Genomic DNA, 21,068 nt, shown 5'->3' on the forward strand with positions numbered 1-21,068 from the left:
CACGGTCCGCAAACTTCCCTCTCCGATGTTTGGTTGCAGGATTCGACGACAATGGGGCCGCGGATCCCCGGACGGATATTCCTCCGCCGGGCCCCCGGGCTCGAGCCGGTGGGCCGAGGTATCGCGCCACGGCCCACCGTCTCGAGGACCCCGAGAGCGCGGCGGATTCCGGGAATACCATCCGGTTTGTGAGTAGGGAACGCAGAGCGCCCCGCACCTCCCTCATGGGGAGGCGCGGGGCGCTTTGTCGTGCGCGGAAGGCCCCTGCGGATGCCTCGCCGCGTCGGGGAGTCGTCCTAAACCGGTACGGGCGAGCCGGCGCTAGAGAGGTCGGCGCATGGAGAGCCCGCGCACCGTGGCGTAGAACCCCTGATGCTGCAGGGCGCGGCGCAGAATCTGCACCGGATCCTCACCCTGCCGGTTGAGGGTGGGGGAGTCGGTGAGAAGCTCCACGTCGTTGACCTTCTCAATCGAGATCTTATCCATGCCGCCCGAGTCCATCATGCGCGCGATGGCCGGGGCGGCCGCCTCGAGCAGAACCGGGTCGGTCGTAAAGATGAGCAGGGTCTTCGCGCCGCGCTCCAGGTAGAGCACAGGTGCACCATCCACGAGCACCACGCAGGCGCCGGCCTTGCGAGCCGGGCGGTGCCGCAGGGGTGCCGAGCCCTCCGAGAGCTTCGACAGCTCGGGCCAGGCGAGGGCGGCACCGTAGGGGTTGGCCGGGTCCGTGGCGGCCAGAAGCGTCACCGTGAACGTGCCGAACACCTCCTCGGTCGCGGTGCGGCGCGGTCGCTCATCGCGCGGGCCGAGGCGGTCGGCCGCCGAGCGTAGCGCATCCACCGTGGCGGGGGCCGCGAACTGTGCGGCGCCCAGGCCCTCGATAAAGTAGCCGCGGCGCACGAGCGCACGGTCCTCGGCCTCGGAGTAGATGCGGTAGAGCTGGCTGAAGCCGCCGGGGGAGTCCTCGCCCTGCAGGCAACCGCGCGTAAGCACGCCGTAGCGGTCCAAGAGCAGGTCGGCGCGCGCCAGGGCAGCCACCGTGGGGTCCAGAGGCTCGCCCAGTAGGGAGTCTACGCGAGAGAAGCGGCCGCTATCCTGCGGGGCCACCGGCGAGGGACCTCCCCCGGCGTACCCGCCGCGCAGGGAACGGCCCATCGAGGCTCGCGCCGCCGCGATGCGGCCGGCTCCGCGGCGACCCACCCGCGAGAGGCGAGGGGCGGCCGCCGGGGTCGGATGCGCGCTCCTGACCCCCGCAAGCGTCGCGCGAACCGGGCCGAAGGAATCGTTCGTCAGCACGCCGGCCCACACGAGGCGCCACAGGGCGCTCGAGAGCTCGGCGGTATCCGGGAATGAGACCGTCTGGCCGGGGGCCGCCGCCCCACTGAGAATCTGAACGACCCGCTCGCGCAGGGCCGGCACGAAGAGGCCGCCGTGGGCGAGCGCCTCGTGGATTGCGTGCTCGAGGGTGCCGGGGGTCTGCAGGCGCTCGAGGAGCTCGGGCTCCTCCTCCCGCAGAAAATCCGCGGGGTAGCCGGGGCCCAGGGTGAGCGGCGCGCTCTCGCTCAGGTGCAGGCGAATCCAGCCGTCGGAGCGCTGGGAGGCGCCGCCGAGCCGACCGGCCCCGGTGAAGAAGACGCAGCCGGTCATCATGAGCTCGTCGAGCAGGTGCGGGCGGTAGCCCTTCACACGGGCCGGCAGGATGAGCGTTTCCAGAGCGGAGGCGGGCATGCGCACACCGGCCAGCTGGTCGATGGCGGTCAGCAGCTCCTCCTGCAGGGCGGGCTCGTCGAGGCCTTGAGCGCCGTTCGGCGCGCCGGTCTGTTCCTCCCGGGCGTTCTCGGGCGCGGCGGAGGTGAGGGGCGCGGGTGCCTCGTCGATAATTCGGGCCGTGCGTTGCGGCTCGAGGTACGCGCCGTAGGCGCTCGCCTCGGCCAGGGGCCGGGCCACTCGTACCGATAAAGAACGAACGTTCTGCCATGTGGGCAGGAAGAATCCGTAGGCCCGCGCGGGGACCGGCTCAATCTCCTGCCGCAGTGCCGCAAGTGAGCGGGCGCGAATCGTGCGTAGAACCTGCACATCCACCCACTCGGGGGAGCCGCCCGGCCCCTCGGCCCACTCGGAGGCGCCCCGCATCACCTCGGGCAGGAACTCGCCGGAGGTCACGCGCCGCTGGCGCTGCAGGCGCAGCAGCACGGGGAGAAGCACGCCGGTGCCCACCGGAGTCAAGCGCGAGAAGTGGGCCGCAGCCTCGTGCACTCCGAAGGGAATGTGGGTGCGGGCAAAACGGGAGACCAGGTCCTCGAGCGGTTCGGCCACCGGCTCCAGGAAGGCGAGCGGTAGCGCCGCGGCGGGCATAATGCCCAGGCCGTCGCGCAGGCGGGCCGCGTCCTCAACCGCGGCGTAGTAGAGCTGCGGGCCGCTTTCCGGAGTCCCCGGCCCCTTGAAGGAATAGGCGCGCCGCGCGTGCACGAGTCGCTCGGCCAGCTCGCGGGCGTACTCCTCGCTCACCGGGGGTTCCGCGGGGCAGTGCTCGGCGGATCGATCCGGAGTCGTCGGCTCGGGCTCGGCAGACTCCGGGCGGAGTCGCTCGGCCAGCTCGCGGGCGCTCAACGGGCCCAGCTGTCGCAGCAGGTCCGCCGCACCCTCCACCCCGGAGGCCCGGTAGCGTTCGCCCGTGCGCTGCAGGCGGGCCAGGGTCTGCGTCAGTACCGCAGGGTCCAGCAGCTCGCGCAGCCCGGTCGTGCCCAAAAGCTCCGCGAGCATGGCCGGGTCCAGGGCTAGGGCGGCGGCGCGGCGCTCGGCGGCGGGCGCATCCGCATCGTAGAGGTGCTCGGCCACGTACTCGAAGAGCAGGGTGCGGGCGAAGGGCGAAGGAGCCTCGGTCTCCACCTCCATCAGGGCAATACTGCGAGACTCCAGGGCGCGGTGCACCTGTAGCAGGGCCGGCAGATCGTACACGTCCTGCAGGCACTCGCGGGCGGTCTCCAGCAGGATGGGGAACTCGGGGTACTTGCGGGCCACGTCCAGAAGCTGCGCGGCGCGCTGACGCTGCTGCCAGAGCGGCGTGCGCTTGCCGGGATTACGCCGGGGCAGTAGCAGGGCGCGGGCCGCGTTCTCGCGGAAGCGCGAGCCGAAAAGAGCCGAATCGGCCACGCTATCGGTGACGATGCCCTCCAGCTCTTCGGGGTCGAAGAGGAAGAGGTCGGCCCCGGGTGGCACGTCCTCCATCGCGGGCAGACGCAGGACGATGCCGTCGTCAGCCGCCATGACCGAGGCGTCCACGCCGTAGCGCTCGATAATGCGGGCGCGCACCGCGAGGGCCCAGGGGGCGTGCACCGAGTAGCCCAGGGGCGAGTGGAGAATCAGCCGCCAATCGCCCAGCTCGTCGCGGTGACGTTCCACGATGAGGCGCCGGTCGGAGGGAACGGCACCCGTGGATTCGCGCTGCTCGCGCAGGTAGGCCAGCAGGTTGTCCACGGCCCAGCGGTCCAGGCCGAGCTGCCCGAGCTGTCCGCGGGCGGCGGGTGCATCCGCGGCCTCCAGAGAGGCGAGGGCTCGGGTGAAGGCACCCGTTTGCAGGCCCAGGGCGTAGGGGCGTCCTGCGCGGTCGCCGTGCCAGAAGGGCAGGCGCGCGGGCAGGCCGGGGGCGGGGGTGACACGCACCGCGTCGTGGGTGATTTCCTCGATGCGCCAGCTGCTGGCGCCGAGGGTGATGACCTCGCCGGCCCGGGATTCGTAGACCATTTCCTCGTCGAGCTCGCCGACGCGCTTGGGGCCGCGTTCCTCGTCCCCGCCGACGAGGTAGACGGGAAAGAGACCGCGGTCGGGGATGGTTCCACCGCTCGTGACGGCGAGGCGCTGAGCCCCGGGGCGGCCCTCGATACTGCCGGAGGGTGCCTGCTCGGTGGGGGTTCGATCCCAGAGGATGCGCGGGCGCAGCTCGGCGAACTCGTCGGAGGGGTAGCGGCCGGCGAGCATTTCGAGCGTGGCGTCGAAGAGGGCGCGGGGCAGCTCGGAGTAGGGGGCGCTGCGACGCAGGGCCTCGTACCAGGAGTCAACGCTGATGGGCCCAAGGGCGCAGGCGGCCACGGTCTGCTGGGCGAGCACATCCAGGGGGTTGGTGGGAATCGCGAGCGGCTCGAGGGTGCCGCTGCGCATACCCGCGAGGGGCACGGTCGCCCCGAGGAGGTCGCCGCGGTGCTTGGGATAGAAGACGCCGCGGGAGATATCGCCCACGCGGTGGCCGGCGCGGCCCACGCGCTGCAGGGCGGAGGCGACGGAGGGAGGCGCGGCCACCTGAATGACGAGGTCCACGTGGCCCATATCGATACCCAGCTCGAGCGAGCTGGTGGCCACCACGCAGCGCAGGGTTCCGCCCTTGAGCGCCTCCTCGATGAGGGTGCGCTGTTCCTTGGAGACGGAGCCGTGGTGGGCGCGGGCCAGGGGAGGCACGGCCTCGGGGGAGTTCACATCAGTCTGTGCGGCGTACTCCTCGGGGTCGATGCCCCGCCGGGCGAGCTCGCGGCGCAGGTGAATGTCGTTGAGCGCCGCGGTGAGCTTTTCGGCAAGCCCGCGGGAGTTCACGAAAACGATCGTAGAACGGTTGTTCTCGATGTGGTCGACGATGCGTTCCTGCACTCGGGGCCAGATGGAGGTCTCGGCGTGCCCCTCCGTCCCGCCCGCGGCCTCCGCGTAGGCCTCTGCGGGGTCAAGAACGGCGTTGAGGCCGAAGGATGCGAGCTCCTCCGCGCCCGTTCCGCCCGTTCCGCCGGTTTCGTCCCCGGGCACTCCGGGAGCCTCGGAACCGGCCGAGGGCGCGGTGGGGAAAACCCCGATGGCATCCTCGAGGGTGTAGCCGGGGGCGGAGGGGCTTTCTGCGGAAGGGTCGGCGGAGGGATCGGCAACGGGCATGGCGGCGGGAAAGGCCGGTTTCGGTGCGCCTCCTGCCCCCTCGCCCGGCCCGTAGAGGCCCTGCCCGTAATCGTTTGCCCCGCCGAGGGCCGCCATATCGGGAACGGGAACGCTCAGACTCAGGTCCCAGCGCTTGGGTACCGGTTTGTTGACGATGTTCACGGGCTGCACGCCGCCCAGAAAACGGGCCACAGCGTTGGGGTTCTCGATGGTCGCGGAGAGCCCGATGCGCTGGGCAGGTTCGGGCAGGAGCGCGTCCAGGCGCTCGAGGGAAACGGCCAGGTGCGCCCCGCGCTTGGTGGCGGCCAGGTTGTGAATCTCATCCACGATGACCGTGGTGACGCCGGCGAGGGTGTCGCGGGCGGAGCTGGTGAGCATGAGGTAGAGAGACTCGGGGGTGGTGATGAGAATGTCCGGTGGGTTGCTGATGAGCTGGCGGCGCTCGCGGGCGGGGGTGTCGCCGCTACGCACACCCACGGTGATGAGGGGCTCCTCCGGTGCGCTTCCGGCGTCCGCGGCGCTCAGTCGCGTGATGCCGGCCAGCGGCGCGCGCAGGTTGCGTTCGACGTCAGCGCCGAGGGCTTTGAGGGGCGAAATGTAGAGAATCCGCGTGCCGCGCGGAGGCTGCGCGGTGCCGGCGGCCCGCTCACGGTGTTCGCGGTAGAGGGCGTCGAGGGACCAGAGGAAGGCCGCGAGGGTCTTGCCCGAGCCGGTGGGTGCAATGATGAGGGTGTTGCGGCCCTCGCGGATGCTCTCCCATGCGCCTTCCTGCGCGGCGGTGGGCGTGCTGAAGGCGCGGCGGAACCACTCGCGGACGGGGGCGGAGAAGTGGGAGAGTGCATCGGTCATGCTTCAATTATGACGCGTGTTACGGGTCACTTGATTTACGGGTGGTGCGGGGTGATGATGGCTTGACAGATAACATGCGGACCCCATAATATTTTACTCGTAAAATAATTTAAGAACTCAGCAAAGGAATCATCATGACCCGCCTGAACGAAGAACAGCTCGTCGCGCTCTTCCACGAGCCTCGCACCGCCTATTCCTTCACCGACGAGCCCGTCACCGACGAACAACTGCGCCGCATCCAGGAGCTCACCTTCTACGGCCCCAGCGCCTTCAACAGCCAGCCCCTGCGCATCACCTGGATCAAGAGCCCTGAGGCTCGCGAGCGCCTCATCTCCTACCTGGTGGACGGTAACAAGCCCAAGGCCGAATCCGCACCCATGATCGCGCTGCTCTCCGCAGACCACGGCTGGGTCGAGAAGGCCGACACCTTCAACCCCCGCTCCGCGGAGTTCATTAAGGGCTACTATGCTGACGAAAACCTGGCAAAGCCCACCGCCGATATGAACGCGCACATCCAGGCTGGCTACTTCATCACCGCGATTCGCGCCCTCGGCCTGGACGCAGGTCCCATGACCGGCGCAGACTTCGAGGGTCTGAAGAAGGAGTTCCTGGCGGGTACCAACGAGCAGCCTTTCCTGGTCGTCAACATTGGCCACGGCATCCCCTCCGGCTACGATCGTTCCGCACGCTTCAGCCACGAGGACGTCACCCGCTCCGTCTAAAACGCGCGAAGCTGCCACATAACCTTGAGCCTAAGAATTAGGCTTAGAAATAGTTCAAGGGCGGTTCCCCGCGATGGGGAACCGCCCTTGAACTATATACGCGTTTAACGTCTTACTGCGCCGCCTGCTGGGTCGCGCTACCTAGCGTGCCCCAAACTGGCCCACGGACAGTTGCGGGACCGAAGAGGAACAAGCCGTCGTGTCGAAGGGTACGGTAACGCCGTCCCGATCGCCGGCAAGGCCCACCAGGAAGCCCTCCACCTGTCGCGCGCCGCAGCTATCGCCGAAGCGGCTCGTATTGATGGAGCGCATTACCACCGTGGTGCTATCACCCGGGGCGATGGTCACACCGGCGGGGTTCATGAACTCGGAGGAGTTAGAAGCCTCTCGCCCCACCCAATTACCCGAAGAGTCCGCGTAAATCACGCGCGGGTACCCGCGCAGGGAACAGGGTGAATCGCTGGAATTCTGGAAGTACAGCGTGAGGGTGCGTGCACCGGGGGAGTTGTCCGTCACGGAGACCGAAACGTTCAAATCATCCATGGAGCACTGCGAGGGTCCCTCGGCGTTCTTCTGGCCGGAATTATCGGATCGGCTCGAGCTACCGTTGTTATTACCGTTGCTGTTGCCGCCGGAGGAATTCGACGAACCCGAGTTCGAGGAAGAGGAACCGGAATCCGAGGAAGAACCCTGACGGTTCCCGGAATCGGAGTCATTGCGCTCTTCGCCGTTATTGCTCTCGCTATTCTCCGGGGGAAGACCCTCGTGCTTTGCCTCGCTCGAGGAAGAAGACGAATGATCGTGCTTCGACTCGTGATTCTCCGAGCTAGACTCCTCGGCGTGAGCGGAGGAAGAATCCCCGTGCTCCGGGGACGCGCTATTGACAACTGTGATGGAGCCCGGGGCCACCGAAGCGCTGGGGCTCTCGGAAGCCACACTAATCGTGCCGGGCTTCACCGATGCGGAGGCACTCGGGTGTGCCGAGGTGTCCTCTGCATCCTGACCGGCCTGGGACGCGCCGCATCCACTGAGCGCGAGCACGCCGCAGAGGAGGGTGGTTGATGCGAGTACCTGAGCCGATTTAAACATTGTTACATCGCCGCCTGCATTTGGATTTCTGCTCCGTCCATACCGGGGGCGTACTCAACCTGGCAGCACAGGCGGGAATATTCGTTTGCGACATCATCAACCATGTCGAGCAGGTCCTGCTCGGCCTCGGTGCGCTCACCGGAAGCCGCGTAGTGCTCGGGGTCAATGAAGGCGTGGCAGGTTGCGCAGGATGCGTTACCGCCGCAGGTGGCGAGGACCGGCACGCCGTTGGCCTGGAGGGTCTCCAGGAGGGTGTGGTGGTCTTCCCACTGAATATCGTAGTGTTCGCCTGCTTCGTCAGTGACCTTAATCGTTACGCCCATGCGTTCTCCTTCTTCTGTAGTGATGCGTTTCTATTGTAGAGGCAGGGGCCGGTATTAACCCCACCGATGTGATACCCCGAACTCTAGCGTCACGCATCCTGCGGGAACGCATATTAATTTTTATGCTGAAGAGCACGTATAGCTCGCTTCTAGTCTACCCTTTGATCCCTTGACAAGCGGGGAAAGACCCGTCATTTACTCCTGCCCCGGGGTGCAAATAAATACCTTGGAAAGCATAAAGACGCAGGGGCGGGGCGCCGGGAGCACAGCCCCCGAGCCCCGCCCCTTCTGCGAGCGCACGGCCTAACGCGCACCGGGTCTGCCAACCCGGTCTATACGTACGGGCTATCCGGCCAGCTCACCCTCGGAACGCTGCCCTTCAGCTCACGCTATCCGCGGGCTGCTTGCCGTCATCCGGCGCGGAATCCTCCGCCGGGAGCGCATCCTTTGCGGGGCGGGTACCCCGCACGATGCCGCGCACGCTATCGCGCGGATCGGCATAGCGCAGATCAACACCGAAGGTATTGCGAATCTGACGCGCAGAATTCAGGTGCCAACGCTGCGAGTCGGAGGGAGTCACCGACGTGACGGCCTTCTGCCCCGGAGCCAGCGCTTCGTGGCGTATATCGTAGTGCTTACCGCCCATCGTCACCGTGAATCCGTGCTCCTGTAGAAGCTGGACGAACTCGTCCACGTCGTGCGGAATCTTGCGGCCGCGCTGGCGCTTGCGTCCGCTCATGCGCGGCTGAGACTCAAAGGGATTACGGTTCGCGGCGACACCGCGCGCAATGCGGATGACCTGCTGATCGGAGTGTGAGAACTCCACCTGGTAGCCGTTGAGGGAGTACACGGTGCGGCTCGTACCAGGAATGGGCTGGCGGTTATCGGCCTCATCCAGGATGCGCGTAATGTACTCGCTCGTCAGGCCCAGCGCCTTGAGCTGGCTCTGAGCCTCGAGGGAGAGCTGGTAGCCGCCGGCCGAGGCCTTGAGCGGGCGCAGGGCCAGAACCTCCACGGTGAGGGGGTTCAACACAACCTGGTAGCCCAGATCCTCGTGGGTGTAGAGGGTGACCTCGCGGCCGTAGCGGTTTTCCTCGGCGGTCTCCTCGCGTACCACGCTCTTGGGGGATTCGATAATCTCGAGCAGCAGGGCGTAGCCGAGGTCGTGGCGCATCATGTAGTCCATGACGCCGGGCAGCACCCCGTAAATGCGGCGGCTCTCCGGCACCTCGCCGTAAAACTCCTGTTCGATGCGCGCGGCGATACGCTGATTCTCGAGCGGCACCTCGGTCAGCGGGATGAGCCGCTGGTTGGAGGGACGAATCTTCGCGCGCGCCGCGGCGGGCTTGGGGGTCTTGCGGTAGGCCTCCACGAGGGCCTGCTGCTGCTGCACGAATTCGTGGGCGATGAGCGGCATCAGGGTGAAGTAGAGCTCTGCGGCCTCGGGGCGAATCGCGCCGCGCTCATCGAGCAGGGAGGCGTCCTCGTCGTTGGCGAGGTCCCAGGTACGCTCCGTCCCCTCCTCCGCCTCGCGGTAGCTGTAGCCGGCCAGGGAGGCCAGCTCCTGCAGGCGCACGTACACCTCGAGGGGAACGGTAATCTGCTTGGCCGACATTACTTCTCCTCCTCGGCGTTCTGAGCGTTCTGGGGCTTGGGCTGTTCGGATGTGGCGGCCTCGGCCTGCCGGTTAATGGCATCGCTGAGATCCTCAATCTGCGCGCGGCGCAGACTCTCGGCGTGCAGGGCCTGGAAATCGGGGGTCTTGGTCAGGGAGAGTACGGTCCGCTGATCCGGGGAGATGGTCATCTCCAGCCCCTCCGCGGCGTAGATGCGGGTCCAGCCCTCACCCATGCGCACGCTTTCGGGGTTCTCGAGCGTGCGGACCATAAGGTCGAAGACGAACTCGGGGTTCTTGGAGAGGAAGACGCGGGCGCGCTCGCTGAAGGCCATTTTGAGAGCATTGAGCGGGGTGTACTCGCCGCGGGCCAGGGCGGTATTGGCCCCGTCATTGCACTCGGCTTCGTACTCGTCGACGACGGTTATTAGCTCGGCGGAGGCGGTGTTGACGTCCACGCGGTAGTCGTCATGCCTGAAGCGAATCGTCCAGTCGTTGACTCGTTCCGCTGCGCCCTCGCGCAGGACGGTGCGCACGAGGTCCTCGGTGAGTCCCTCGCGCTCCATGCGCTGACGCAACCCGGGACGGATGCGGTAGGCGCGCTCACGATCTTCCGCGGTGACCCCTGCGGGGCGGGTGGGAGCCTCGGGCGCAACGTTCTTCGTCGCGGTCCGCGCGGCTCCGGCGGAGGGCACGGGCACCGGCGCCGGGATGTTCGGGGCCTCCGAAGCGATGTTTTCGGGGGTGGCGTTCTGCTCAGTGGCCTGCTCGGCGGCCTGCTGCCGGGCACGCAGGCCCTGCAGGTACTCCTCGATCTGCGGCGGGCGGTAGGTGAGCGTCGCCTTGCGGAACATGCTGGGTGAGGGGGCCGCGGAGGGCGCCGGCGGTTTCGGTGCGGCCGGGCGCGTCTCGGAGGAAACCTCGAGGGGCGCGGGGGCAACCGGTGCGCTGGGCTTCGGCGGGGCAGGTTTGGGGGCTGCAAATTGGGCGGCGGAGGGCTTGGGTGCGCTGGGCTTCGGGACGCTGGGCTTGGGGGCCTCCGAGGGGGCGAGACCCTTCTCCTCGACCGTCTGCTCTCCGGGAGTCTCCTGCTCGGCTACCGGTCGGGCGCGGCGAGCCATCAGCGCGGGGGAGGGCTTGGGCTTCTCCGCAGCCGGTGCAACGGCCTCGGCCGATTCACTCGTTTCTTCGCCGCTCTGCACGACGATTCCCTCGGTAGCTTCCCCGGCCTCGGTAACGGTTTCTGCGTCGTTGCCCTCTGCGCCGGTGTCTTCGGGGCCTTCTGCGGTGTCCTCTCCTCGCAGGAGGGCGGCCATAAGCTCCTGACGCGAGGTGTACGGGATGATTTGGTCGGGCGTATCGATATAGCGCGGGAAGTTTTCGTAGAGAATTTTTGCGGCGCTCTCGAAGAGCTTCTCAACGCTCGGCACCTCGGCGGGGGCGCAGGGGCAGAGCAACTCGCGGCGTTGGTTGTCGTAGAGGGCCCAGTGCGCGCATCGCTCGCTGGGGGCGAAGTAGTCGAGTGTTCCTAGATCTGCAATATCGATAAGCGCACCTATGAGGGATTGCGGGATGGATAACTGAGCCATGGTGCTCCTTCGCGTGATGTGTCCCTCCAACTTGGGCGTGGAAGGTCTTGTTTCCATCCTATGCGTTTTTTCACCGGTGTGCGCCGGCGCACGTCATATTGTGCGGGTGAAATGCGGATTTTTGGTGAGGATGCACCCGCCGCGCCCACAATAGGCGGGGGAAGGTGACCCCGTCCGGGCTCACATGTCCGGGGATACAAAAAATCCCCGGTTCCGAAGAACCGGGGATCGGTGGTGCGCCCGAAGGGATTCGAACCCCCAACCTTCTGATCCGTAGTCAGATGCTCTATCCGTTGAGCTACAGGCGCATGTTCCTCGCCTCGGATTTCTTCAATCCGTCGCGGCAACAGGTAATACTATACGGAGGTTACGAGGGGCCTGCAAGTCGAAAAACTCAAAAGGGTCCCATTTTTGGGTCACCGGAGTGTTGTAATGCCTTGTTTTACCGCGAAATTCCGGGGTTTTTGGTTCCCGGAAAATTTTTTAAAATATTTTTTTGTGCTGCTCCGAACGGGAGGTGGGGATCCCCTGCGAGAACCCTCCGCCCCGTACGATTCTTACCCTCCGGCCCTCGAATTTCTCATTGATTACCCTCGGTGTCTTCCTGCTGAAGGTGTGACGGGCGGAACGTAAGAAATAACGTCATAGAAGGATGTTCGGGTCGTTAATGCGTTATTCTGTAAGCATCACGAGGAAGTGGCTTCTGTCCAAGCGTGCATATTCACCATTATTTGCACGCTTGTAGTTTTTAACTGCTTCTTCGCTACCGCAGACCTATCGCGGATCAACGTAGTATCCGTGGTATTTACCGATTGAAGGGGAAAACGTCAATGGCTGACACCTCAACTCGTACTCTCTCTGCCGAACTCGAAAAGGAGCTGCAGAGCGCACCCACCACCCACCAGGGTCTTCTGGAATGGGTTCGCGAGGTTGCCGCGCTGACGCAGCCCGACCACATCTACTGGGTGGACGGCTCCGAGGAAGAATATAACCGCCTTGCGCAGGAGCTGGTGGATGCCGGAACCTTTGTTCGCCTGAGCGATCACGAATTCCCGAACTCTTACGCAGCTTTCTCCGATCCTGACGACGTGGCACGTGTCGAGGAGCGCACCTTCATCTGCTCCGAGACCGAAGAGGGCGCCGGCCCGACCAACAACTGGCGCGACCCCGTCGAAATGAAGCAGACCCTGACCGGCCTGTTCGAGGGCTCCATGCGCGGCCGTACCATGTACGTCATTCCCTTCGTCATGGGCTCCCTGAAGGCTAAGAACCCCAAGATTGCTGTTGAGCTCAGCGACTCCGCATACGTTGTCTGCTCCATGCGTATCATGGCAACCATCGGCAAGGACGTTCTGGCCAAGCTGAACGAGACCAATGGCTTCTTCGTCAAGGCCCTGCACTCCGTTGGTGCACCCCTGGAGCCCGGCCAGAAGGATGTTTCCTGGCCCTGCAACCCCGAGAAGTACATCGTCCAGTTCCCCGAGACCCGCGAAATCTGGTCCTTCGGTTCCGGCTACGGCGGCAACGCACTGCTGGGCAAGAAGTGCTACGCACTGCGCATCGCATCCGTCATCGGTCGCGACGAGGGATGGATGGCAGAGCACATGCTCATCCTGAAGATGACCAACCCCGAGGGCAAGGTTCGCTACATCTCCGCAGCGTTCCCCTCGGCTTGCGGTAAGACCAACTTCGCAATGATGGAGCCCACCATTGACGGCTGGAAGGCTGAGATGGTCGGCGACGACATCGCTTGGATTGAGTTCGACGAGAACCACCAGGCACGCGTGGTCAACCCCGAGGCCGGCCTGTTCGGCGTGGCACCGGGTACCGGTTACTCCACCAACCCGAACGCTATGAAGGCTATCGCCAAGGGCAACACCATCTTCACCAACGTTGCACTGACCGACGACGGCTCCGTCTGGTGGGAGGGCAAGACCGACGAGGCTCCCGCACACCTGATTGACTGGACCGGCAAGGACTGGACCCCCGAGTCTGGCCGCCCGGCAGCTCACCCGAACTCCCGCTTCTGCACCCCCGCATCCCAGGTGGATATGCTCGCTCCCGAGTACTACGACCCCGAGGGTGTGCCGCTGAGCGCCATCGTTCTGGGTGGCCGTCGCAAGACCACCGTTCCGCTGGTGTCCGAGTCCGACAGCTGGGAGCAGGGCGTGTTCCGCGCCGTCACCCTGTCCTCGGAGACCACCGCGGCCGCTAAGGGCGCCGTCGGCGTGATTCGCCGCGACCCGATGGCCATGCTGCCCTTCATCGGTTACAACGCCGGTGACTACTTCCAGCACTGGATTGACCTGGGCAAGAAGCACGGTGCAGAGAACATGCCGAAGGTCTACTACGTCAACTGGTTCCGCCGCACCCCCGACGGAGGCTTCGCATGGCCCGGCTTCGGCGAGAACTCTCGCGTGGTCAAGTGGATTTTCGACCGCCTGGATGGCAAGGCCGGCGGCGAGGAGACCTTCCTGGGCACCGTTCCCACCAAGGAAGACCTGGACCTGACCGGTCTGGAAATCTCCGAGGAAGAGCTGAAGGCTGCCCTGGCTGTCTCGAAGGACGAGTGGGCCGCTGAGCTTCCCGGCATCGACGAGTGGCTGGCTAAGTTCGGCGATAAGCTGCCCGCCAAGGTTCGCGAGCAGCGCGATGCCCTGGCCAAGTCCCTGGAGGACTAATTTGGTGAGGTTAAATCGCTAACTCTTTGAGTGGTTGAAGGGGCGGAATCTCGGTTGAGGTTCCGCCCCTTGCCTATCTGCCGGGCACCGAGCGCGCGAATTTGAAATGTAAAGCTATGCACCGTAAAAGATAATGCGAACGAGCCGAAGAAATATTTGGACACCTTCAATCGAGTGGGGAAGAGGCCTCTAACTTTCAGTACATGGAGCGCATCGATACAATGCCTGTGTATGTTTTTGACGCGCCCCGGTCGGTCGATGCGGTGCGCGTGCCACCGGATGCTCGGCGGGTTCCCCGCTGAAGGCGAAGTAGTAAAGGAGTATCCATGCGTTTGACAGCATTCTCGGATGTCTCGCTCCGTGTGCTGATGCTCCTGTCTGCCCTGGAGCCGGGGCAGAAGCTGTCGACCCAGAAGATCGCGGAGGGCGTGGATACTCCCTACAATCACGTGGCGAAGGCCGTGGCGTTCCTGGTGAACCAGGGGTATCTGGATTCGACGCGCGGTCGCTCCGGAGGTGTAATGCTCTCGGAATCCGGGTGTTCGGTGACGGTGGGCACCATTCTTCGTGCTACTGAGGGTGACATCCCCATGATTGAGTGTGAGGATGAGAACGGCCACTGCCCCCTGGATAAGTTCTGCCGCCTGCGCAACGTACTGGCGAGGGCTCGCGAGGCTTTCTATGCTGCCGTGGATTCGGTGACGATTACCGAATTGACCGCGGGTGCCAGCCCCGTGGGTCCGATCCTTCTGGAGCTCGGAATGGCTCCTCCGGAGAACGCGATTCCCGCTTTTTCGTAGGTCATCTGGAGGCTCGGTGGAGAGCCTTGCCGACTAGTTCCGGGACGACTACTCGGGGCTGTAAACGTGCACTATTTTCGAAAATATGCAGATTTGAGCTCACGGTATAAAAATGTGAGCAGAGTCATTATTTCGTGAGTGTGCAAACTTTCTCATGAAAATATATATTCATTGCAGAATTTTTATGCATGCACCGTCGCTAGTCACTCGCGAAATCAGCTTTTCCAACGCAAATATATTGTGTCTCACTTAGTTGACACTTCAGGTCTAAACAAACCTTAAGTACCCGTGAGTCGGGGTGCTCCCGGCACACAGTACGCCCTGAGAAAACGCAAACATAGGTCAAAGTGTTAGGGTAGGGGTGTTTTATAAACACTTTGTCACCAACGGGGTGACCTTCGGGGCACCTCGGGGCCGCCACCAACGTCGGCCCGCAACGCTTCCGGATCCCGCGGGTGACCGTTACAGGAAGAAGGCATACACCGATGCTCTCCGAAAAGTCCCGCCCGGTTATCGAGGCGACCCTGCCCATCATCGCCGAGCGCATTAACGACATCACCCCCGACTTCTACCGTCGAATGTTCGCCGCCCGCCCCGACCTGATGGACGGCATGTTCTCCCGCTCCTCCCAGCTCGAGGGCACCCAGCCCCGCGCACTGGCAGGCTCCATCGCCGTGTTCGCTTCCTACATTGTTGAGCACCCGGACTCCTACCCCGACGAGGTCCTCTCCCGTGTGGCACACAAGCACGCCTCCCTGGGCCTGAAGGAAGAAGAGTACCCCACCGTCTACAAGTACCTCTTCGAGGCTATCGCCGCTAACCTCGGCGACCTGGCCACCCCCGAAATCGTCGACGCCTGGACCGAGGTCTACTGGCTCATGGGCAACGCCCTCATCAAGCTGGAGAAGGGCCTGTATGCTTCTCAGGCCAACGATGTGACCCGCGCACCCTTCAAGGTCGTGGACCGCAAGGAGACCGGCGAGAACGTCGTCGTGCTGACCTTCGAGCCTGCCGATGACACCCCCATGACCGAGTCCAAGGGCGGCCAGTACGTCTCCATCACCGTTCCCGCGCGCGACGGTCTGCGCCAGGCACGCCAGTACACCCTGCTGCCCAGCGAGAAGAACCAGCGCCGCATCGGCGTGAAGCTCGACCCCAACGGCGAGATGACCTCCATCCTGCACGAGCTGAAGGTCGGCGACGTCGTTGAGCTCTCCAACCCCTACGGCGACCTGACCCTGGAGGGCTTCGGCGACCCCGAGGCACCCCTGTACCTCTTCTCCGCGGGCATCGGCACCACCCCCATGCTCAGCTTCCTCTCCGAGCTGGTTGAGAAGGGCTCGACCCGCCCCGTGACCGTGGTCCACGCAGACCGCCGCCTGGACACCTGGCCCCTGCGCGAAGAGCTCGTCGAGCTCGTCGGCAAGCTGCCCAACGGTCGCCTCGTCTCCTTCATCGAGGGCGAGGGCGGTGACTACACCGGCCGCGTGGACGTCTCCAAGCTGGACGTTCCCTCCAACGCCAACGTGTACCTCTGCGGCCCGCTGCCCTTCATGCAGGGCGTGCGTTCCGCACTGGTGGATGCGGGCGTCCCCGGCAAGAACATCAACTACGAGATCTTCGGCCCGGACCAGTGGATGCTCCACGACCAGGCACGCGAAGCATAAAAACCTCCGGTTCGCCGGCTAGCTTTCTTATGGCCGGCTAGGTTCTCCTATTAGGCAGAAAATCTAGCCGGGCTAAGAACTCAAAATAAAAATCCCGCCCCGCAGACATATTCTGCGGGGCGGGATTTTTTAGTAGCTAGCGGAGAGCTTAGCCCTGGCGAACCAGAGCCAGAACCTCGTCGCGGACGCGCTCCATGGTGGCGACATCCGGTGCCTCAAGGTTCAGGCGCAGGAACGGCTCAGTGTTCGACGGACGCAGGTTAACCCACCAGCCCTCTTCGGTGTTGGTGAAGGTAGTGCCGTCGGAATCCTCAACAACCACGGGAGCGTTAGCGTAGTGTGCACGCACGCGGTCCACAGCGGCAGCCTTGTCTTCAATCTCGGAGTTAATCTCGCCGGAGGCAACGTACGGGGAGTACTTCGCGCTGATCTCGGAGAGGGACTTGTCGTCGCCACCCAGAGCTGCCAGCACGTGCATAGCGGCCAGCATACCGGTGTCGGCGTTGAAGAAGTCCTTGAAGTAGTAGTGAGCGGAGTGCTCGCCACCGAACACGCCGTTCTCCTTAGCCATGACGGCCTTGATGAAGGAGTGACCAACGCGGGTCTTCACGGCGCGGCCGCCCAGCTTCTCAACGAGCTCGGGCACAGCCTTCGAGGTGATCAGGTTGTAGATGATGACGGGCTCTTCATTGCCCTCAGCCTTGGCACGGGCAATCTCGCGCTCGGCCACCAGAGCGGTCACGGCCGAGGGGGTCACTGCGTTACCCTTCTCGTCAATCACGAAGCAGCGGTCGGCGTCGCCGTCGAAAGCGAGACCGATGTCTGCGCCGTGCTCCACGACAGCCTTCTGCAGGTCGACCAGGTTGGCCGGCTCCAGCGGGTTGGCCGGGTGGTTCGGGAAGGTGCCGTCCAGCTCGAAGTACAGGGGGACGATTTCCAGGGGCAGGCCCGGCAGGATGGTGTCGCCCAGAACGGCGGGGGTGGTCATGCCGCCCATGCCGTTACCGGCGTCCACCACGACCTTCAGCGGGCGGATGGAGGAGAGGTCCACGAGCTTGCGCAGGTACTCTGCGTAGGGCTTGAGGATGTCCTTCTCGGTCACGGTGCCGACCTTCTCAACCGAGGGAATCTCGCCGGCGTCCAGGTACTTCTGTGCCTGGTCGCGGATGTCAAACAGACCGGTTTCGGAGGACACCGGAACGGCGCCGGCCTTAGCCATCTTCATGCCGTTGTATTCGGCAGGGTTGTGGCTAGCGGTAAAGGTAACACCGGCGGCGTTTTCAACGCCACATGCAAAGTAAAGAACGTCGGTAGAAATCAGACCGATCTTTTCAACGTTTGCGCCGCGAGCGGTTGCACCCTGGGCAAATGCATCCATGAATTCGGGAGAGGAGGGACGCATGTCGCCGCCGACCAGGACGGTCTGGCCCTGCAGTCCCAGAACATCGACAAATGCCGCGCCGGTAGCGCGAACAGTCTCTGCAGTAATGGTCTCGCCGACGATGCCACGCACGTCGTACGCCTTGAATGAGTCATGTAGATTAATAGTAGTCACGCCTTTTATTTTAGCGGTAAAGAAGTCTACTAAGCCCCTATAATGGGCAGGTAAAACCTTATAAATTCCGCTGAATATATGGGTTTTTTATCACGTCACTTACATCAAACAGCCCCCGGCGAGAGGTATTTTTCCCCATGGGTGAGATTTTTTCCCTTAAAAACCAGATTCAGAATTATGCGTGGGGTTCACGCGAAATTCTAGGACGTATGCGTGGCGTGCCCGTACCCACCGAACAGCCCGAAGCTGAGGTGTGGGTGGGTGCGCATCCGGCTGCACCCTCGCGCGCTACCGTGGACGGCGCCGAATCCCCGCTGAACGAGCTGATCGTGGAGAACCCCTCCCGCTTCCTGCGCCCGGACCGAACCTCCGACTGGTTCCCCTTCCTCTTTAAAATCCTTGCGATTGACGCCCCCCTGTCCATTCAGGTGCACCCTACCCCCGAACAGGCCATCGCCGGATTCGAGGACGAGCAGGCCCGCGGTATCGCGATTGATGCGCCCTACCGCAACTACAAGGACCGCTACTCCAAGCCCGAGACCGTCATCGCGCTGAGCCCGATGCGCGTGCTCACCGGCGTGCGCCCCGTCGAGCAGCTCAAGACCCTGGCCGCCGCATTCGGTGCCGCCTGGCTGGACGAGCGTGCCGAGCTCAGCCCCAAGCAGCTTCTGACCGAGATTATCCGCCTGCCCGAGGAGACCGCCTCCGCCGCAGTGCAGCACCTGGTAGACACCGCCGCCGGGCTGCTGGGCGCCTCGAACGATGTGGTAGCCGACGCCGCCGAGCTCGTGCGCATCGTGGACGGCAAGTACCCCGGTGACCGCGGTCTGCTCGTGGCCTTCGTGATGAACCTGGTGCACCTTGCTCCCGGCGAGTCCGCCTTTACCCCCGACGGCCAGGTGCACGCCTACGTTTCGGGTACCGCCATTGAGCTGATGAACCCCTCCGATAACGTGATGCGTGCCGGCCTGACCGCCAAGCATATCGACACCGAGGAGCTCATTAAGGTGCTCGGCGAGAAGCAGGATGCACCCGTCATCCAGCGCCCCAACCCCGAGGACGGTCCCCTGGGCACCTACGCCATGTGGGATGAGCGCATGAGCGTGACCCGTGTTCGCGTTGAAGAGGGCAAGCCGCTGAACTACACCTTCAAGGGCATTAGCGCGGCCCTGAGCGTCGCGGGTAAGGTAACGATTCAGGCCAAGGACGGCAACGGTACGGACGAGTTCGTGCTCGGCGCCACCGAGTCGGTACTGCACGTGGGCGAGCCCTCCGAGGCCGTGCTGAGCGGTAGCGGTGAGCTGTATATCGCATCCTACGTTTAATATCTAAGTCTCGCTAGAGGTTTTAGATACACGGGTTTATAAGAATCCGCGGTTTTTTCGATATCTATATCGGGGAAGCCGCGGATTTTTTATTCTCGGGTTTTGAGGGTTTGGGGTGTGGCTTTGCAAAATAGTGCGCGTTCCCCTGTTATCTGTGGCCTGGGTAACCTATAATTGTCGGTATAATTATGCATAGGTTCGTTCTTCTATGCATAAAACCCGGGTGATTCCGCCCGCCGCGGCAGCTGGACGCATCCGCCGTCAGTATTCGCACCATCCCCAAGGAGAACACCGTGAAGATCATCATCACCGTTACAGGTATCGACCACGAGGGCATCATCGCCGCGGTCACCACCGCCCTGGCTGAGCGCAAGGTCAACGTCCTGGACGTCTCCCAGACCATCATGGGCGAATACTTCACCATGATTATGCACTGTTCCTTCAACAAGGACGAGCAGAACCTCATCGACCTGCAGGAAGCCATGGTCGGCGTCGAGCGCGAGCAGAGGGTGCAGATCCGTATTCAGGCCGAGTCCATCTTCAAGGCAATGCACACCCTCTAGGCGACCACCATGATGAACAGCAATATTCTCGAGACCATCCGCATGATCGAGGAAGAAAAACTCGATATCCGCACCGTCACCATGGGCATCTCCCTGCTCGACTGCGCCGACTCCGACGGCGAAGTAGCCCGCCGCAAGATCTACGAGAAGATCACCACCCGCGCGGCAAACCTCGTGAGCGTCTGCGAAGGCATCGAGGCCGAGCTCGGCATCCCGATCGTCAACAAGCGCATCGCCGTCACCCCCATCGCGCTTGTGGCAGGTGCATCCGAGGATGAGGACTACGTGGAGTTCGCCCGCACCCTCGACGCGGCGGCTAAGGCCGTGGGCGTGAACTTCGTGGGCGGTTTCAGCGCCCTCGTCGACAAGGGCATGACCCCCGCCGACGAGAAGCTGATTCGCTCCATTCCCCGCGCCCTCGCCGAGACCGACGTGGTCTGCTCCTCCGTGGACATCGGCTCCTCCCGTGCCGGCATCAATATGAGCGCCGTCAAGCTCATGGGCGAAACCATCCGCGCCACCGCCGACCTGACCGCCGATACGCACGGCTTCGGCTGCGCCAAGCTCGTGGTCTTCGCCAACGCCGTCAGTGACAACCCCTTCATGGCCGGCGCCTTCCACGGCGTGCAGGAGGCAGACACCACCATCTCTGTGGGCGTCTCCGGCCCCGGCGTGGTGCACCGCGCCCTGCAGAAGGTGCGTGGAGCATCCTTCGACACCTGCGCGGAAGAAATCAAGAAGGCGGCCTTCAAAATCACCCGCGTGGGTCAGCTGGTCGGCACCCTCGCCGCCGAGCGCCTGGGCGTGCAGTTCAACATCATCGACCTCTCCCTGGCACCCACCGCCGAAATCGGTGACTCCGTGGCTCACATCCTCGAGGAGATGGGTCTGGAAACCGTCGGCACTCACGGCACCGTCGCGGCCCTCGCGCTGCTCAACGACGCGGTCAAGAAGGGCGGCCTCATGGCCTGCTCGAACGTCGGCGGTCTCTCCGGCTCCTTCATCCCGATTTCTGAGGATATCGGCATGATTGAATCCGCCGCCGCCGGCCAGATTACCCTGGACAAGCTCGAGGCCATGACCGCCATCTGCTCCGTCGGCCTGGACATGGTAGCCGTTCCCGGCGACACCTCCGCCGCAACCCTCGCCGCCATGATTGCGGACGAGGCTGCCATCGGCGTGATGAACCACAAGACCACCGCTGTGCGCGTTATCCCGGCCGTGGGCCTGGGCGTGGGCGATATGGTCGAGTTTGGTGGCCTGCTGGGCCGCGCGCCGGTCATGCCCACGCACACCCCGAGCGCGGAGGCGTTTATCGCCCGTTGCGGCCGTATTCCCTCGCCGGTGCACGGCTTCCGTAACTAGGCGGGTGCCGGTTC

General features: G+C 64.1%; 13 protein-coding genes and 1 tRNA gene. 7 read left to right on the top strand and 7 right to left on the bottom strand.

Annotated features, from left to right (window positions below; genetic code table 11):
• Window positions 1-321: 321 nt before the first annotated feature.
• Window positions 322-5,760: a DEAD/DEAH box helicase gene (locus tag HMPREF2944_RS01380; RefSeq protein ID WP_070679733.1), complete on the bottom strand. Its 5,439-nt coding sequence runs from the start codon at window positions 5,758-5,760 to the stop codon at window positions 322-324.
• A 134-nt stretch (window positions 5,761-5,894) separates the two neighbouring features.
• Between HMPREF2944_RS01380 and HMPREF2944_RS01385 the strand changes: the two genes are divergently transcribed.
• Complete coding sequence (locus tag HMPREF2944_RS01385) at window positions 5,895-6,482, top strand: malonic semialdehyde reductase (protein WP_070679736.1); 588 nt, start codon at window positions 5,895-5,897, stop codon at window positions 6,480-6,482.
• Between the two features lie 141 nt (window positions 6,483-6,623).
• Here HMPREF2944_RS01385 and HMPREF2944_RS01390 read toward each other — a convergent pair whose 3' ends face one another.
• The 5 genes from HMPREF2944_RS01390 to HMPREF2944_RS01410 form a co-directional block, all read right to left on the bottom strand.
• Window positions 6,624-7,571, bottom strand: coding sequence for a DUF4232 domain-containing protein (locus HMPREF2944_RS01390; protein ID WP_070679739.1), 948 nt, complete (start codon window positions 7,569-7,571; stop codon window positions 6,624-6,626).
• 2 nt (window positions 7,572-7,573) lie between these two features.
• On the bottom strand, window positions 7,574-7,894 hold the full coding sequence (locus HMPREF2944_RS01395; protein ID WP_049333989.1) for a 2Fe-2S iron-sulfur cluster-binding protein: 321 nt from the start codon (window positions 7,892-7,894) through the stop codon (window positions 7,574-7,576).
• A 379-nt stretch (window positions 7,895-8,273) separates the two neighbouring features.
• The gene (locus HMPREF2944_RS01400; protein ID WP_070679742.1) at window positions 8,274-9,509 is read right to left on the bottom strand and encodes a cell wall biosynthesis glycosyltransferase; all 1,236 of its coding nucleotides are present in this window, start codon (window positions 9,507-9,509) and stop codon (window positions 8,274-8,276) included.
• Complete coding sequence (locus HMPREF2944_RS01405) at window positions 9,509-11,098, bottom strand: DNA repair protein (RefSeq protein ID WP_070679745.1); 1,590 nt, start codon at window positions 11,096-11,098, stop codon at window positions 9,509-9,511. The genes HMPREF2944_RS01400 and HMPREF2944_RS01405 overlap by 1 nt, the downstream gene beginning before the upstream one ends.
• Window positions 11,099-11,330: 232 nt before the next feature.
• Window positions 11,331-11,406: transfer RNA gene (locus HMPREF2944_RS01410), tRNA-Arg, on the bottom strand.
• A gap of 522 nt (window positions 11,407-11,928) precedes the next feature.
• On the opposite strand from HMPREF2944_RS01410, the gene HMPREF2944_RS01415 reads away from it, so the two are divergent.
• The 3 genes from HMPREF2944_RS01415 (at window position 11,929) to HMPREF2944_RS01425 (ending at window position 16,246) form a co-directional block, all read left to right on the top strand.
• On the top strand, window positions 11,929-13,779 hold the full coding sequence (locus HMPREF2944_RS01415) for a phosphoenolpyruvate carboxykinase (GTP) (protein ID WP_070679748.1): 1,851 nt from the start codon (window positions 11,929-11,931) through the stop codon (window positions 13,777-13,779).
• 326 nt (window positions 13,780-14,105) lie between these two features.
• Window positions 14,106-14,579 (top strand): RrF2 family transcriptional regulator, encoded by a 474-nt coding sequence (locus HMPREF2944_RS01420; protein WP_070679750.1) that lies wholly within the window; start codon window positions 14,106-14,108, stop codon window positions 14,577-14,579.
• A 485-nt stretch (window positions 14,580-15,064) separates the two neighbouring features.
• Window positions 15,065-16,246 carry an FAD-binding oxidoreductase gene (locus HMPREF2944_RS01425; protein WP_070679754.1) on the top strand — a complete coding sequence of 394 codons (1,182 nt, stop codon included), beginning with the start codon at window positions 15,065-15,067 and terminating at the stop codon, window positions 16,244-16,246.
• A 148-nt stretch (window positions 16,247-16,394) separates the two neighbouring features.
• Here the strand turns inward: HMPREF2944_RS01425 and HMPREF2944_RS01430 are convergent, their stop codons facing one another.
• A complete protein-coding gene (locus tag HMPREF2944_RS01430; protein ID WP_070679757.1) occupies window positions 16,395-17,801 on the bottom strand; it encodes a phosphomannomutase/phosphoglucomutase in 1,407 nt (468 codons plus the stop codon).
• A gap of 137 nt (window positions 17,802-17,938) precedes the next feature.
• On the opposite strand from HMPREF2944_RS01430, the gene manA reads away from it, so the two are divergent.
• From manA to HMPREF2944_RS01445, 3 genes are all read left to right on the top strand, one after another.
• Entirely contained in the window at window positions 17,939-19,126 is a 1,188-nt protein-coding gene (manA, locus tag HMPREF2944_RS01435) for a mannose-6-phosphate isomerase, class I (protein WP_070679759.1), read from the top strand.
• Between the two features lie 293 nt (window positions 19,127-19,419).
• Complete coding sequence (locus HMPREF2944_RS01440; RefSeq protein WP_049342690.1) at window positions 19,420-19,689, top strand: ACT domain-containing protein; 270 nt, start codon at window positions 19,420-19,422, stop codon at window positions 19,687-19,689.
• A 9-nt stretch (window positions 19,690-19,698) separates the two neighbouring features.
• Window positions 19,699-21,054 carry a PFL family protein gene (locus HMPREF2944_RS01445; protein WP_070679763.1) on the top strand — a complete coding sequence of 452 codons (1,356 nt, stop codon included), beginning with the start codon at window positions 19,699-19,701 and terminating at the stop codon, window positions 21,052-21,054.
• The last annotated feature ends 14 nt before the right edge of the window (window positions 21,055-21,068 follow it).

Source organism: Rothia sp. HMSC072E10 (assembly GCF_001813965.1).
Lineage (GTDB): Bacteria > Actinomycetota > Actinomycetes > Actinomycetales > Micrococcaceae > Rothia > Rothia mucilaginosa_A.